At 64.5% G+C, this 15,444-nt stretch carries 12 protein-coding genes; 5 read left to right on the top strand and 7 right to left on the bottom strand.

The window, feature by feature from the left end; genetic code table 11:
* The first annotated feature begins 21 nt into the window (after window positions 1-21).
* Complete coding sequence (locus GBB14_RS06575; RefSeq protein ID WP_151529030.1) at window positions 22-1,563, top strand: acyl-CoA carboxylase subunit beta; 1,542 nt, start codon at window positions 22-24, stop codon at window positions 1,561-1,563.
* Between the two features lie 84 nt (window positions 1,564-1,647).
* Here the strand turns inward: GBB14_RS06575 and GBB14_RS06570 are convergent, their stop codons facing one another.
* From GBB14_RS06570 to trmB, 5 genes are read right to left on the bottom strand one after another with little or no spacing between them, the layout of a single operon-like run.
* Window positions 1,648-2,019, bottom strand: a complete 372-nt coding sequence (locus GBB14_RS06570; RefSeq protein WP_151529029.1) for a DUF3054 domain-containing protein — start codon at window positions 2,017-2,019, stop codon at window positions 1,648-1,650.
* Window positions 2,020-2,024: 5 nt separating this feature from the next.
* Window positions 2,025-3,095 (bottom strand): YbhN family protein, encoded by a 1,071-nt coding sequence (locus GBB14_RS06565; protein ID WP_151529028.1) that lies wholly within the window; start codon window positions 3,093-3,095, stop codon window positions 2,025-2,027.
* The gene (locus GBB14_RS06560) at window positions 3,095-5,446 is read right to left on the bottom strand and encodes an MMPL family transporter (protein WP_151529027.1); all 2,352 of its coding nucleotides are present in this window, start codon (window positions 5,444-5,446) and stop codon (window positions 3,095-3,097) included. The genes GBB14_RS06565 and GBB14_RS06560 overlap by 1 nt, the downstream gene beginning before the upstream one ends.
* A 28-nt stretch (window positions 5,447-5,474) precedes the next feature.
* A complete protein-coding gene (locus GBB14_RS06555; protein WP_151529026.1) occupies window positions 5,475-6,140 on the bottom strand; it encodes an NYN domain-containing protein in 666 nt (221 codons plus the stop codon).
* Between the two features lie 3 nt (window positions 6,141-6,143).
* Window positions 6,144-7,013 carry a tRNA (guanosine(46)-N7)-methyltransferase TrmB gene (gene trmB, locus GBB14_RS06550; protein WP_370451565.1) on the bottom strand — a complete coding sequence of 290 codons (870 nt, stop codon included), beginning with the start codon at window positions 7,011-7,013 and terminating at the stop codon, window positions 6,144-6,146.
* A gap of 273 nt (window positions 7,014-7,286) precedes the next feature.
* Between trmB and GBB14_RS06545 the strand changes: the two genes are divergently transcribed.
* The 3 genes from GBB14_RS06545 to GBB14_RS06535 all read left to right on the top strand — a co-directional run bounded on the left by GBB14_RS06545 (window position 7,287) and on the right by GBB14_RS06535 (window position 12,202).
* Window positions 7,287-9,110, top strand: coding sequence for a phosphoenolpyruvate carboxykinase (GTP) (locus GBB14_RS06545; RefSeq protein ID WP_192796145.1), 1,824 nt, complete (start codon window positions 7,287-7,289; stop codon window positions 9,108-9,110).
* A 447-nt stretch (window positions 9,111-9,557) separates the two neighbouring features.
* Window positions 9,558-10,898, top strand: coding sequence for a glycosyltransferase family 87 protein (locus GBB14_RS06540; protein ID WP_192796249.1), 1,341 nt, complete (start codon window positions 9,558-9,560; stop codon window positions 10,896-10,898).
* An 11-nt stretch (window positions 10,899-10,909) separates the two neighbouring features.
* Complete coding sequence (locus GBB14_RS06535) at window positions 10,910-12,202, top strand: glycosyltransferase family 87 protein (protein WP_151529023.1); 1,293 nt, start codon at window positions 10,910-10,912, stop codon at window positions 12,200-12,202.
* On the opposite strand, the gene GBB14_RS06530 is transcribed toward GBB14_RS06535, so the two are convergent.
* Complete coding sequence (locus tag GBB14_RS06530; RefSeq protein WP_151529022.1) at window positions 12,199-12,966, bottom strand: methyltransferase domain-containing protein; 768 nt, start codon at window positions 12,964-12,966, stop codon at window positions 12,199-12,201. The two genes, GBB14_RS06535 and GBB14_RS06530, sit on opposite strands and share 4 nt — an antisense overlap.
* Window positions 12,967-12,992: 26 nt before the next feature.
* On the opposite strand from GBB14_RS06530, the gene GBB14_RS06525 reads away from it, so the two are divergent.
* Window positions 12,993-14,066, top strand: coding sequence for a glycosyltransferase family 4 protein (locus GBB14_RS06525; protein WP_151529021.1), 1,074 nt, complete (start codon window positions 12,993-12,995; stop codon window positions 14,064-14,066).
* Here GBB14_RS06525 and GBB14_RS06520 read toward each other — a convergent pair.
* A complete protein-coding gene (locus GBB14_RS06520; RefSeq protein WP_151529020.1) occupies window positions 14,017-15,444 on the bottom strand; it encodes a hypothetical protein in 1,428 nt (475 codons plus the stop codon). The genes GBB14_RS06525 and GBB14_RS06520 overlap by 50 nt on opposite strands.

Below are 15,444 nucleotides of genomic sequence, written 5' to 3'. Positions count from 1 at the left end.
GGATAAACGATAGTGAATCCGATGACCACGGCTGAGAAACTCGCTGATCTGCGCCAACGCCTAGAAAAGGCGCAGGACCCCGGCAGTGAGCGTTCTCGCCGTAAGCGCGACGAGGCAGGTTTGACCACGCCGCGCCAGCGCATCGCCCGGCTGCTGGACGCCGGCTCCTTCGTGGAGGTCGGCGCCTTGGGCCGCACCCCAGACGAGGCGGATGCTCCCTACTCGGACGGCGTGGTCACCGGCTATGGCCGCATTGATGGCCGCACCGTGGCGATCTACGCCCACGATAAGACCGTCTACGGCGGTTCGGTGGGCGTGACCTTTGGGCGCAAGGTGTGCGAGATCATGGACATGGCCATCAAGATTGGCTGCCCAGTGATTGGCATTCAGGATTCCGGCGGCGCCCGCATTCAGGATGCCGTGACCTCGCTCGCCATGTACTCCGAGATTGCCCGCCGCCAAATGCCCCTCTCGGGCCGTTCCCCGCAGATCTCCATCATGATGGGCAAGTGCGCCGGTGGCGCCGTCTATGCCCCCGTCACCACCGACTTCGTGGTGGCGGTGGAGGATCGTGCCGAAATGTATGTCACCGGCCCCGCAGTGATCAAGGAGGTCACCGGCGAGGAGATCACCTCCGCCGAGCTGGGTGGTGCCCGCGAGCAGGAGCTCAACGGCAATGTCTCCTATGTGGCGTCCTCGGAAGACGAGGCCTTCGCCTATGTGCAGGACCTCATGGCGCATCTGCCCATGACCTGCTTCGATGAGGCGCCGGAGTTCTGGGCGCCCGCCGATGAGGATGTGGCCCAGGCCAGCGAGCTCGATCTGTTTATGCCGGATGATACGAACGCCGGCTACAACATGCAGGATTTACTGCCGAAGCTGCTCGATAGCGATGATGTGCTGGAGATTCAGGAGAATTTCGCGCCCAATATCATCACCGCCTTCGGCCGTATCGATGGCAAGTCGGTGGGCATTGTGGCCAATAATCCGCTGCACTACGCGGGCTGTATTGATGCCGATGCCTCCGATAAGGCCACCCGCTTCATCCGTATTTGCGATGCCTACAATGTTCCGCTGCTCTTCGTGGTGGATACCCCCGGCTACCTGCCCGGGGTGCAGCAGGAGAAGGTGGGATTGATCCACCGTGGCGCCAAGCTGCCTTTCGCATTGGTCGAGGCCAGCGTGCCCAAGGTCTCGCTGATCGTGCGCAAGGCCTATGGCGGCGCCTATGCGGCGATGGGGTCGAAGAACCTTTCCGGCGATATCAACCTTGCCTGGCCCACCGCCCAGATCGCGGTGATGGGTGCGGCCGCCGCGGCCGTGATGATTCAGGGCAAGAAGCTGGCACAGATGCCGGAGGAGCAGCGCGCCTATATGAAGAAGCTGTTCATGGACTTCTACGACGAGAACATGACCAGCCCCTATGTGGCGGCTGAGCGTGGCTATGTGGATGCCATGATTGAGCCCAATACCACCCGCGTGGCGCTGCGCCAGGCTTTCCGCCAGCTCGCCACGAAGCAGGTGGAGGATCTGCCGAAGAAGCACACCATTATTCCGATGTAGCAGGGCGCTTATCGACGCCCACTCGCACCCCATCCCCCGCCACGTCAGGGAGGTGGGGTGCCTGCGTTATCGTGCCGCTGGGTGCTAGATGGCGGCGTTGCCTTTGTGCATGCGGGCCGCCACCAGGCGCCAGCCAAGCAGCAGCACCAGCGACACCACCGAGGCGACGATGATGAAGGACCAGTGCGGTAGTGCGCCGTGGCGCAGTCCCCAGATCCCCAGCCCGGCGATGACGCTGCACAGCCAGACGCTGATGCCGGCGGGGGCGATGCGCCATGGCTCTAGCGCGGCGAGATAGATGACGCCCCATGCTAGGAGGGTGCCGATGAGGAAGGGCCAAGCGGTATCAGCTACCCCGGCGGCACTGAGTGGCATCGTGTCGCTCTGGTGGGCGATACGGGCAAGGAGAGCAAAGAGAACGATGGCGAGGACATCGCCGAGAAAATATCGAGCCATAGGCTCTAATCTACTGACCCACCCGCAGGATCGGCATTTTTCCCGCGGGCCACGGGGTCCTGGTGTTCTTTGACCTCGGGACGCGGGTAGAGCCCACGGCTGGAGAAGCCGAAGAAGTAGATGATCCAACCAAGGATGGTGATGAGCCCGAGACTGATGAGTCGGTAAATAAACACCGCGGAGAAGGCCTGGGCGGCGGTCATACCGGTGGCCACGAGCGTGCCCATCATGGCCACCTCCACCGGCCCGAGGCCGCCGGGGGTGACCTGCACGGTGCCGGCGATCTTGGCGGTCACGAAAGCGAGCGCGATGCCGGCAATGGTGGTTTTGTTTTCACCGCCATAGATGTCGGGCAGCTGATAGGTGACCGCCCATACCGCCCCGACGAGGGTGACAATATCGAAGATCCAGTTGAGGAAGGACATGCTGGCCGCGTAGAGGAAGGTACCGAACCCCATGTGGGCGGCCTTGAGCTGATCGATGTGTTGGTTAATCGCTAGCGATGTCCGAGAGCTCAGCGGCCGGAGGAGACGCTTGAGCGTATCGGGGTTGGAGGAGGCCCAATAGGTGAGCGCGGACAGTGCCAAGAGCACCGCCAGCGTGAGCAGCAAAGACCCAAGCGATAGCGAGGCGCCGAGGAAGATAATGGCGATCACGCCGAGCGCCACCAGCCACAGCGTGGACAGGGTGGAGGAGAGCACCAAGAACCAGGTGCTGATGGCGGGGCCGGCGCCCCAGCTGTTCATGATTTGATACTGCAGCACCGTGGCAAAAGCCGGCCCACCAGGAAAGGAGGTGGACCAAGCATTGGAGCCGAAGGTGAGAGCATTGGCTTGGAGCCGGGACGCTTGTACCTTCCCGGCCCGCATAAACACATACATCACTTCGGCCATGGCCACGAGCGCCAGAATGGAGCTGATAATGGCCAAGGCCATGCCGCGGCCGGCCATATCGTCGAGCTCCATGAAGCCTTCCGCGATAAAGGGCAGCTTATCGCGGAAGATAATGAGCACGATCCCGAGCACCACCAGCGGGAACAGCCAACGAACCCAAGGGTTGCGCAGGATCTGCAGCATTAGTCTCCCTTCGTCGCGGACCCGCGACCATGCTTGCCCTGTTGTTCTCTCTCGAGGCGGGCCATGAGGTCATGGAAGGGGATGAGTTGATTAGTGTCCTCGGCGGGGGTGCCACTACGCACCGTGAGATCCTCGGGATAGACCTCGACGCTGCTGGGCTCCTCCGCCTCAGCGTAGTCGCTCCGCTGCGCCGTGGTGGGTGCCACGGCGGCAAGCGGCTCCTTACCGTGGCCGACGAATTCGGAGGCCCGCTTCACCCAGCGCGGCGCCCACCAGCAGTCCTCGCGCAGCAGATGCATAACAGCGGGTACGAGGAACATGCGCACGATGGTGGCGTCGAGAAGCAATGCAGCGATCATGCCGAAGGCGATGTACTTCATCATCACAATGTCCGAGAAGCCGAAGGCGCCGCAGACCACGATCATGATGAGCGCCGCGGCCGTAATGATGGAGCCGGTGTGCGCGGTGCCATAGCGGATCGCCTGGTCGGTGGTGGCGCCGCGTTTGCGGGATTCCACCATGCGAGAGACCAAGAAGACCTCATAGTCGGTGGACAGGCCGTAGACGATGGCGGAGATGAGCACCAGGATCGGGCTCATCAGCGGGCCTGGGGTGAAGTTGAAGAGATCGGCGCCGAGGCCATCGACGAACATCCAGGTGAGCACACCCAGGGTGGTGCCGAGGGTGAGGATGGTCATGATCACGGCCTTGGCGGGCAGGATGACCGAACCGAAGACGATGCTCATGAGGATGAAGGTGGCGACGATGATATACACCGCCATCCACGGCAGTCGATCAAAGAGCGCCTCGATGGACTCGATCTCGAGCGCCGGGGTGCCGCCGATGTAGAGATCCACGCCGTCGGGGGTATCAATATCGCGGAGTTGATCCACCACGGCTTTGTTCTGCGAACGGTTCTCAATACCGGCCGAGAGGACAGTGGTGCCGTTCTCGGTGGGGGAGGAGGGGGTAAAGCGCCCCGTGAGCCCCTGTACCTGGTTGGCCTGCTGGTAGATATTCACCAGCGCGGCATTATCGGCGCCGGTCACCACCAGCTTGATGGGCTCGGTGCGGTACTGCGGGAAGTTCTGGTCAAAGCTCGCCTGGGTCTGGCGCACATCGTTGGTCGGCGGCAGATAGGTTTCGTTGATGCCACCGAAGCTCACCCCGCCCAAGGGGATAGTCAGGGCGATGAGCAGCGCGGTGATACCGAAGGTCACCATCTTGGCGCGCTTCATGGACCAGCCGGCGATACGCGCCCACACCGAGGTTTCGATGTCCTCTTTCTTCTTGGACACCGAGCGCACCCGCAGCTTATTGATATTGGGGCCGAGCATGCCGAAAATCGAGGGCAGTACCGTGATGGAAAGCACCGCCGCCAGCCCCACCGCGGAGATGGCGCCATAGGCGATGGACTTGAGGAAGGCCTGGGGAAAGACCAGCAGGCCCGATAGGGCCACCGCCACCATGGCCGCGGAGAACACCACGGTCTGCCCCGCCGTGGCGGTGGTGATGGCCACCGCGGAGCGCACATCGCGGCCGGCATCCAATTCCTCGCGGAAGCGGGAGACCATGAATAGCCCGTAGTCGATGGCTAGCCCCAGCCCGAGCAGGGTGACCACGGACATGGCAAATACGTTCACCTGGGTAAATTCGGCGAGCAGGCTGAGCACGCCCAGCGAGCCGAAGATGGAGAGAATGCCCACGATCAGCGGCATGACCGCGGCGATCAGCGAACCGAAGACGATGAGCAGCAACAAGCCCACCAGGGGCAGTGCCACCAGCTCGGCGCGTTTGATATCGCCGGCCATGCCCTTATCGAGGGCATCGGCGATGGCCGTGGCGCCGGCCACGTCCACGCGGACATCGTCGTTGAGCATATGCGCCGGCGGGGTGAAGTCCTCACCCACGGCGCGGAAATCCTTCAGGGTTTGTTCCCCATCGCCCTGCAAACCGATGGCCGCGAAAGCCAGCCGCTTATCGGCCGTGGCCAGCTGGTCATTGCGGTTATCGAAGTAGCTGGTGATATGCGATATCTGTCCCGAATGCTGCTCCTGCAGGCGGGCGAGGAAATCGCGGGCCTGCTCCACCGTGGCGGGATCGTCCAGGGGACGATCGCCGATGGATTCGAAGAGCAGGATCACATCGCCGTTGTTATCGCGGCCGAAGGTGTCCAGCTCGATTTGGGCAGCCTGGGTTGAGCTGGAACCGGGATCATCCCAGCCCTCCTGGCTCATCCGGTCCTCCAGCTTGGTGCCGGCCAGCGCGTAGAGCGCAAGGATCAGCAGCACGATCACCGCTGGGACGATGCGCCGGAAACGATAGGACAGCAGTCCCCACTTGTAGAACATGGTGTAGCTCCTCGTCTATCCCCGCGGCCTAGTGCGGCTTGGAATGTAGCAGCGCACGCAGCGGACGGAAGGGCAGCAGCCACGCGCCGTCCTCGGGCAGGTTGTCCAAGGTGATGCGCGGCAGGGGCTCGAGGAAGACGCCGTCAATATCCTCGAGATCAACAAAACGCAGTGACTCCGAGGCGGTCGCCCACGAGCAGTGCTCGTGGAAGCCCAGCACGGTCACCGGCACCCCGGTGGCGGCGATCCGCTCGAGAGTGTCGTGGAAATTGCGGCCATCGGCGCTGGCCACCACGAGTCCCTTGAGTACGCCCTCTGCTTCTCGACGCTCAATATGGCGGATCATATCGGGATCCACATCGGAATCCTCCGCCGTTTTGGGTTTCGCGAATACCGCGAAACCCATATTGCGCATCGCATCCACCCAGGGCCGCACGGCCTCGGCAGCGTCGGGGGAGACATTGGTGAAGACGGTGGCCTCAGGATCGATGGCGGGATCGATGGCGGCGGCCTCGTTGATCAGCCAGCGACCCACCGCGTCGAAGCGGGGGCGCTGGGCGCCGGAAGGACGGCCACCGAGCAGAGCGCCGAGCCCCATATCGAGGTTCGGGCCGTCCCACACCAGCAGCATATTGGCCGGGCCGATGCGCCCCGAATCGTCATAGCGGTGGTGCAGTTCCACGAAATCACTCATGGGCTAGATCTCCTTCGGGGTAGCGTCGTCACGCTTGCGCCACAGATATTCACGAATCACGTGGCTCTTATCGAGGCCCTTGCCCTCGAACTTAGTAATAACTTGCCGGTCAGTGAGCTGAGGGCACTCAGCCCATGGCCACCCCATGTACTCTAGTGCGGGTTCGACCTCGACCAGCTCATCGATCCACTCGGCGTAGTCGGCGTGGTCGGTGGCCACGTGCAGGACTCCGCCCGGCTTGAGGCGGGAGGCGATGAGGTGCAGCGGCCCGGATTGGATGATGCGGCGCTTGTGGTGCCGCGCCTTGGGCCACGGATCTGGAAAGTAGATGCGCACCCCGTCGAGGGAGGCGGGCGCGATCATGCGGTTGAGTACCTCGATGCCGTCGCCGCGCACCATGCGGATGTTCTCGATGCCCTCGCGGACGACGCTGCCGAGCAGCTTCGCCAGCCCGGGCTTATACAGCTCCACGGCGATGATATTGGTGTCCGCCTCGAGCGGGGCCATCGCCGCGGTGGAGGTGCCGGTGCCGGAGCCGATCTCCACGATGGTGCGGGCCTCGCGACCGAACCAGGCGGCGGGATCGATGCGCTCATCAGAGAGCACTGTGCCCAAGCGGCGCCAGTGTTCTTCCATGAGGGCCTGTTGATTATCGGTGAGAGTGCCGCGGCGGAAGCTCACCGAGCCGAGCCGCGGATAGTCCAAGCCATCGTTGAAATCAGACTGGAGAGGGCGCCCGCCGGGCAGGTCGCCGACAGCCCGGTCGCGGCCAGCATCGTTCTGTGGTGCGGGGGAAGACGGAGTCGCTGCGGAGGTGGTGTGACCACCTACAGCGAGAGAATCAGAATTATCACTAGTAGACACTTGAGACATTCTTCCAAGTGAATGGGTAAAAGTTCAATAACAGCTCGTGTCCGTCCGGTCATGGTCTGGGGTAGTTATGACGAGTAAATACCCCCAAAGTGGGGCGAGGTGCCTCCGCATAAGGTGTGACTTATGCCCAAAACGTCACTCAAGGAGGTGTTCGTTCCAGCGAATATTCGTACCTTTTCTCAAAAGCGATCCAAAACACGGGTTCAGCGTGCAGGCACTTCATTAATCTTGGTAGTGAAAGTCTGTCGAGTGATGCACATGTCTGGAGAAGCGATGACCGCTATCAAAGGCCTTGAAGGCCCTGCCCCCACCAAGAACGAAGAACTGCTCACCTGGATCGCCGAGGCTGTCGATCTTTTCCAGCCCGAACGAGTGGTGTTCGCCGATGGTTCTCAGGAGGAGTGGGATCGACTCGCCGCCGAGCTCGTGGAAGCGGGCACCCTGATCAAGCTGAACGAGGAGAAGCGCCCCAACAGCTACCTCGCTCGCTCGAACCCCGATGACGTTGCTCGCGTGGAATCCCGCACCTTCATCTGCTCGCACAGCGAGGAGGGCGCCGGCCCCACCAACAACTGGGCCGACCCGGTGAAGATGCGCGAGGAAATGCTGGAGCAGTACAAGGGCTCCATGAAGGGCCGCACCATGTACGTGGTGCCGTTCTGCATGGGTCCGATCGATGATCCCAGCCCGAAGCTGGGCGTGCAGCTGACCGACTCCGCCTATGTGGTCATGTCCATGCGCATCATGACCCGCATGGGCCAGGAAGCCCTGGACAAGATCGGCGAGAATGGCGATTTCGTGCACTGCTTCCACTCCGTCGGTGCACCGCTGGAGGAGGGCCAGGAGGACGTGCCGTGGCCCTGCAACGACACCAAGTACATCACCCAGTTCCCGGAGACCAAGGAGATTTGGTCCTATGGCTCCGGCTATGGCGGCAACGCCATCCTGGCCAAGAAGTGCTACGCCCTGCGTATCGCCTCGGTGATGGCCCAGGAAGAGGGCTGGATGGCCGAGCACATGCTCATCCTCAAGCTCAACTCCCCGGAGGGCAAGTCCTACTACGTGGCTGCCGCCTTCCCCTCCGCCTGCGGTAAGACCAACCTGGCCATGATCGAGCCCACCCTCGAGGGCTGGAGCGCCGAGGTGGTCGGCGATGACATCGCGTGGCTGCACTTCGGTGAGGATGGCCGCCTTTACGCCGTGAACCCGGAGAATGGTTTCTTCGGCGTGGCCCCGGGCACCAACTACTCCTCCAACCCCAACGCCATGCGCACCATGGAGCCGGGCAACACCCTGTTCACCAACGTTGCGCTCACCGACGACGGCGATGTGTGGTGGGAAGGCTTGGAGAACAAGCCCGATCACGCCATCGACTGGTTGGGCAATGAGTGGACCCCGGATTCCGATCAGCCCTCCTCCCACCCGAACTCCCGCTACTGCGTGCCGATCTCGCAGTGCCCGGTGGCTGCCAAGGAGTTCAACGACTGGCAGGGTGTACCGATCGACGCCATCCTCTTCGGTGGCCGTCGCCCCGACACCGTGCCGCTGGTCACCCAGGCACACAACTGGGATCACGCCACCATGATTGGTGCGCTCCTGTCCTCCGGTCAGACCGCCGCCTCCGCCGAGGCAAAGGTGGGCTCCCTGCGCCACGACCCGATGGCCATGCTGCCCTTCATCGGCTACAACGCCGGTGACTACCTGCAGCACTGGATCGACATGGGCGTCAAGGGCGGCGACAAGATGCCGTCCGTGTTCCTGGTGAACTGGTTCCGTCGCGGCGACGATGGCCGCTTCCTCTGGCCCGGCTTCGGCGAGAACTCTCGCGTTCTCAAGTGGATCATCGATCGCATCGAGGGCCGCGTGGGCGCCACCGAGACCGTGGTGGGCCACACCGCCAAGGTGGAGGACATCGACCTCACCGGCCTGGACACCCCGGTCGCCGATGTGGAAGAGGCACTGAGCGCCCCCGCCGAGCAGTGGGAGGGCGATCTGGCCGATAACGAGGCATGGCTGGAGAAGCTCGGCCCCAAGGTTCCGGCCGAGGTGCATGAGCAGTTCGCCGCTCTGAAGAAGCGTATTGCCGACGCCAAGTAGTCTCCTCGCCTGAGACAGACCTGTTCTGCCCGGTCCCGATCGAGCACCGCCGTTACCCCTCGCATAGGAGGGGGACGCGGGGCTGCGGGGCCGGGCAGTCGGCGTATCTGCGCCCCCCGTGGCCGAGCGCGGCGCCTGCCGCGAGGTGTATTCCTTCGCTAAACTATCCGAGAGAATATTACTTCGCCTGGATAAAACGGAATGGACGTGCAACGTAATATGCCAAGCGCGCAGCGACGAGACACCCCGCGACGGGGTCGGCAGCTAGCGTCCTCCCGTGGAGCGCGCGGCACAGCTAGTGCACGTGACGCAGCTAGTGCACGCGGCGCTCGCGGCAGCGCCGGCGATACGACGGGCGAGTGGGAGCGGGCCCTCAAAGGCGCACCGCTCGGTCGGCATTCCCGCGCCCAGCGCTCCGACGGGCTGTTCCCGCCGCGAGTATGGGTGGTGGCTGCGGTATTCGCGGTGCTGACCCTGTGGCTCTTCCGCCGCTCCGGCTATCCGGATGATCTGGCCTCGTGGTGGATCGCAGCCTCGCTCGTGGCAGACGGGCAGGCCCACGCGATCTACGCGGTCGATACCACTGACTTTGCCTCATACACCGGTGATGCGTGGGCGCAGCAGGCGGAACTCATCCGCGATGTCTCGCCCTATCCGCACCCCTATGTGCATATTCCTTTAGTGGCCTATGTGCTCTCGCCGCTCACCCACATCATGTCCTTTTCCACCTTCGCCACCATCGGCTCGGCAATCAACGGAGTCTGCATTGTGGTGATCGTGGCGGCCAGCATCGGCCTTTTTACTCGTTCGGCGCCGTCGACCTCCGCCCTCTGGCTGGGCAGCGTGGCGCTGTGGCTGTGCACGGCAAGCCAGATGAGTATCACGCTCGGGCAGTCCTCTCCTTTTATTTATGCCATCATCGCGGTGGCGTTGGCGCTCTCGGAGCGTCGTCCCGTGATCGCGGGAGTGCTCATTGGTATTGCAGCGCTGATCAAGATCACCCCAGTCGCGTTGATCGTGGTGCTGGTGGGCTTCGGATCACGGCGCCGCGCCGGGCTGGTGGGCCTGGCCGTGGTGTCTGCGGGCGCAGTGCTGACCCTGCTGTTGGTGGACAATGCAGTGATCACGGCGTGGCGAGACACGATCGCGTGGATGAACTCCCACACCCTGGCGGTCCCCATCAACGCCTCCCTCGATTCGCTCTTTGCCGAGCGCACCACCTTAGAGGTGCAGGTGGAGGCCATCCCCGGCACCCCAGCTGCGGCGACCCTGCTCAATGGTCTCTATGTGCTGCTCGTGGGCCTTGGCCTCGTGCTGCTTATGGGCACCCAGTCGCGCCATAAGTTTGAAATCTCGGCAGTGGCGATTCTGCTGGTGGCCACCTCGGTATCCGGTGTCGTGTGGTTGCACTATGGTCTGGTGGCGTTTGTGCCGATTGCCGGAGTGCTCATTCTGCACCGCCGCTACTGGGTGCTCGGCGTCCTGTTGCTGGCCTATCAGCCCCTCGGCGGGCATTTCGTGGATATGGACACCACACCGGGGGCGCTGCAGTGGGCGCCGTTGGCGCTGATGGTGATTCCCACGGTGCTGCTGGTGGTGGGCGAGATCGTGCGTAGCGAGGGGCTGTCCTTCCGCTCGGTGTGGCGCGGGATTCTCACCGAGATCAGCGGCCGCCCGGCAGCCGCACCGGCCTCCGCTCCTGCACCAATGGCCGTACCAGCGCCGGCGCCGCGCTATCGGCGTGTTGGCCAGCCTGCGGACTCGCCCCCGCCCCGCGCCCGGCGCTAAACTTCGCGTTTATGGTTTCTTCTGCAGCCCGCGCGCATCATGCCTCGTCTGAGCCGACGCGGGGGATGTTCCCTGCCTCGGTGTGGCTGGTGGCTGCGGCTTTCGCTGCTCTGACGTTATATGCGCAGCTGCGCCTGGCCACGCCAGACGATGCTGCCAGCTGGTGGATCGCGGGCCGCTTGGTGGCCACCGGGCATGCGGATGCGCTCTATGCCATCGACCCCAATGATTATGGGCTCTTCACCGGCCCGGAGTGGACCCACGAGGCCGAGCTCATCGCCGAGCACACCCTGGTGCCGCACCCCTATGTGCACCTGCCGTCGGTGGCCTATATTCTCGCCCCGCTGACCATGATTATGAGCTTCCCGGTGTTTATCGCTCTGGGAGCGGTGATCACCGGTGTGTCCCTCACCCTGCTGGCGGCCGCGTCGATTGCGCTGTGGACCGATCGTGCTCCGCGCCCAGGAGTGCTGGTGGCCGTCACTACTCTGGTGTGGCTGAGCTCGGCGGCGCAGGCCAGTATCACCCTGGGCCAAACCTCGCCCTTTATCTACGCGCTCATCACGCTGAGCGTGGCGCTGAGCCGACGCCGCCCCTGGCTGGCCGGGGCGTGCATCGCGGTGGCCGCCTTCATCAAGATCACCCCGGTGGCGGTGGTGGTGGCTATGCTGCTTTTCGCTTCACGACGCCGCGCTGGGCTCATCGCCACCGGCCTGCTCGCCAGCGCCGGCGTGATGTCCTATCTTCTTGTCCCCAGCTCCGTGTTCAGCGCGTGGCGGGAGACGGTGGGGTGGATCGGCGCCCATACCCTGGCCCCGCACAATGTGGCTATCGATGCACTGCTCATCATGCCGGTGCGAACGGAAGCCATCGTGGGTGTTTTCGCGGAGTCCTCCCCCTGGGCGCTGCCGATCAAGCTGCTCATCCTCGTTGTTCTCGCGGTGGGGGCGCTGGCACTGATGGGCAGTGAGAGCACCAAGAAATTCGAGATCATTGCGGTGGTGATGATGCTGGGTGCCACCAGCATCTCGAGTGTGTTGTGGGTGCACTATGCCCTGATGGGGGCGGTGGGCATCATCGGCGTGGTGGCGCTCTATCGCTGGTGGTGGGCGGTGGCATTTTTGCTGCTGCTTCTGCCGCCCTTCGCCGCAGGCGAGGGGGAGTTGTCGTGGGATCTCGCCCCGCTCGTGGTACTGCTGGGCCCATCGCTGGTGCTGCTCTTCGGTGCGGTGGTAGCGCATCGCCCCAGCGTGGCCGAGATCGGCCGCGGCCTGCGGCGGGAGTTTATGGCCGCTAGGGTCTAGTTTTTGCGGAGCACGACCACTAGGTTCGACACGGCGAATTCGCGGAAGAGCGGCACCCGCACGGCCCACCACGCCCACCATGGGTGATAGCGGGGGAAGGCCAGCACCAGCTGCCCCGTGCTCTCTGCCCAGCGCAGGCCCTCGGCGCAGGAAACGTCGAATAGCGATGTGCCAAAGATGTTCTTGGGTTCGTGGCCGTGCTTTTTCTTGTAGCGTTGGCGGGCAAACTCCCCGCCCACATAGTGCTGCCACAGCCCGGTTTCGTGGCCGCCGAAGGGGCCCAGCCAGATGGTGTAGGACAACACCACCAGCCCGCCGGGGGCGGTGACCCGCAGCATCTCATCGGCCATGGTCCAGGGCTCGGGCACATGCTCGGCCACATTGGAGGAATAGGTGATCTCGCAGCTGTTGTCGAGGAAGGGCAGCTGCATGCCGGAGCCGCGCACATCGGTGGCGAGCTCCCCGGGTTCGCAGGAGATATAGCGGGCCCCGCGGGCGGCAAACTCGGAGGTGAAATAGCCGGGGCCGCCGCCCACATCCAGCACCCGGGAGCCGTGGAGGGACACATCATAATCCGTGCAGAGGGCGTCGATAAGCTCGGCGGTGTCGCGGGCCAGGCCCGTATAAAAGACGTCGGGGTCAGCCTGTTCGAGGGGGAAGGAGCGCAGTAGTGACCAGGTGCGCCCGAAGGTGGCTCGCGAGAAGGTCTGCGGGGCGGGCTGCCCATTCAGGCGGTTGAGAGCCGAGCGGAATATGGTGCGCATGGGGCTCCATTATAGGCTTGGGGGTGATGAAGATTCTCCTGCTCTGCTGGCGCGACTCCACCCACCCCCAAGGCGGTGGTAGTGAGCGCTACCTTGAGCGCGTCGCGGAGCACCTCGTGGAGCGTGGCCATGAGGTGATTTTCCGCACCGCGGCCAATGAGAATGCCCCTGCCACCACGAGCCGCGCGGGGGTGTGTTTTCGGCGGGCGGGTGGCCGGCTCACGGTCTATCCGCGGGCGTGGCTGGCCATGCTGGCCGGGCGTATGGGCATCGGGGAGCTGCGCGGGGTCGATGCGGTGGTGGATACCCAAAACGGCATTCCCTTCTTCGCCCGGCTTTTCCTAAACGCCCCGACCGTGGTGCTCACCCATCACTGCCACCGCGAGCAATGGCCGGTGGCGGGGCCCGGATTGGCGCAGCTGGGCTGGTTTTTGGAGTCCACGGTCGCGCCGCGGGTCTATCGCCACGCCCGCTGGGTCACCGTCTCCGAGGCCTCCGCTAGTGAGCTGCGCGAGCTGGGAGTGCGCGATATCAGCGTGATCCACAATGGTGTCGATCCCGTACCGCATTTCGACGCCCTCTCCCCAGCCTCTGGACCGCGGCTGGTGACGCTGTCTCGCCTCGTGCCGCACAAGCAGATCGAGCACGCCATCGAGGTGGCGGACGCCCTCGGAGTGGACCTGGACGTGATCGGCTCCGGCTGGTGGGAGGAGAACCTCCGCGAGATCGCGGGGGAGAATATCCATTTCCACGGGCACGTCTCCGAGGAGGCCAAACACGCCTTGCTGGAGCGGGCGGATATTCACCTGATGCCCTCCCGCAAGGAAGGCTGGGGCCTAGCGGTGGTGGAGGCCGCCCAGCACGGGGTGCCCACGATTGGCTATCGCAGCTCGCGGGGATTGTGCGATTCCGTGCTCGATGGTGACACCGGCGTGCTGGTGGATACCCCTGAGCAGCTGCTGGCCGCAACGGCGGAGCTGATTGCGGATCCCGCGCGTCGCACCAGTCTCGGCGAGGCCGCTCGGCAGCGCGCCCATCAATATTCCTGGGCTACGACGGGCGCTGCCTTCGCCGAACTTGTAGAGCGCGAAGCCCGATAACTAGCGGCACCAGCAGCCACCACACCAGCAGTGCTAGCCCATAGCCGTGCGGCCGAGGTTCCACCCCGGCAATCCGGTGGGTGTGTTCGCCATCGACCACCAGCCCCACCTGGAGCTGCGCCAAGGCGGCATCATTACGACGCTCCCAGGCGTCCATGGCCTGCTGCCAGCGCGGGTTCGGCGGGTCCACGATCGTCCCGTCCACCACCAAACCTCCAGGCTGGACGGCCGCCACCGCCTTGGTGCGCGGATCCACCGCCACTCGCCCCTCATAGGTGGTGATCGCGGTGGCGGGGCCCACCAGCAGCACATCCACCCCTGCGGCCTCCTCGTGCAGGCGCTGCCAGGAAGAGTCGGCGGGAACGGGGCGCAGCTCAGCGAGCTGCTGCGGGGCCTGTGGCACGCTGAGCGCCAGCAGCACCAGCCCTACGCCCTGGAGCCACACCCAGCGAATACCGGCGGCCAGAGCCGCGTAGGCCGGCAGGGCGAAAAGAACAAATTTATGCGTATCGCGAAACAGCGCCCCGCCCGGAATCCCCTGCAGATCGAGGCTGCAGGCCGCGGCCAGGATCCCCGCGGCGCCGAGCAGCACCAGCCGGCGCGGCGCGGCGCGCAGACCGGTGAGCAGAAGGAGAAAAAGTAGCGCCCCTGCGATCACGCCGCCGGTGCGAGCCACCTCGGCATTCCAGATTCCCCCCAAGCCCACCACGGTGGCGGCGATATTCAGCGCCTCCGGACCGAAATCGGCCTCGGGGCGGGTGGCGAAGGCGGCCCCTGCCGCGCTGCTGGGTGGGTTGAGCAGCGCGGGTACGAGCCAGGGCAAGGACACCGCGGCCGCGCCCGCAACCGAGCTGAGTGCGGGGCGGGTGAGAATCGCCACCACCCCGGCCACCACCGCGCCGGTGGGGGTGAGGCTGGCAAGCCACACGAGGCCGAGCTGCCGGAGCGGATGCTGGGCGCTGGCGGCGATCCCCGGCAAGAGCCAGGCGGCGATCACCAGCGACCACTGGCCTTGGGCCAGGCGCTCGATAATGAAGGGATTGCAGAGCGTGAGACCCACCCCGAGCGGCCCATAGCCCCAGGCGGCCCAGGCGGCTATACCGGCCGAGCCGAGGATGAGAGCACGGGCGAACCAGGAGGCCGGCAGGATCTGGCCCAGCAGCGCCAAGAGCCCGTCCTGGGGCACATTGCGGGCGGCGAGATCACCCACCCCGAGTGCATCCGCGCTGAGGGCCGGGGTGTCGATAAGCACCATGTCGCGGGTGATGAGCACGCCACTACGCAGCAGCGTCAGGGCGAGCATGCCGAGGCAGAGCGCCACGATGGCCCAAGACAGCGTCGTCCCGCGCAGTGCGGGGAGGAAGGCGCGGCCGCGCAT

It is taken from the genome of Corynebacterium sp. 51B, assembly GCF_008930785.1.
Taxonomy (GTDB): domain Bacteria; phylum Actinomycetota; class Actinomycetes; order Mycobacteriales; family Mycobacteriaceae; genus Corynebacterium; species Corynebacterium megadyptis.
Note: the sequence above shows the minus strand (reverse complement) of the source record. Positions and strands in the feature narration are given on the sequence as shown.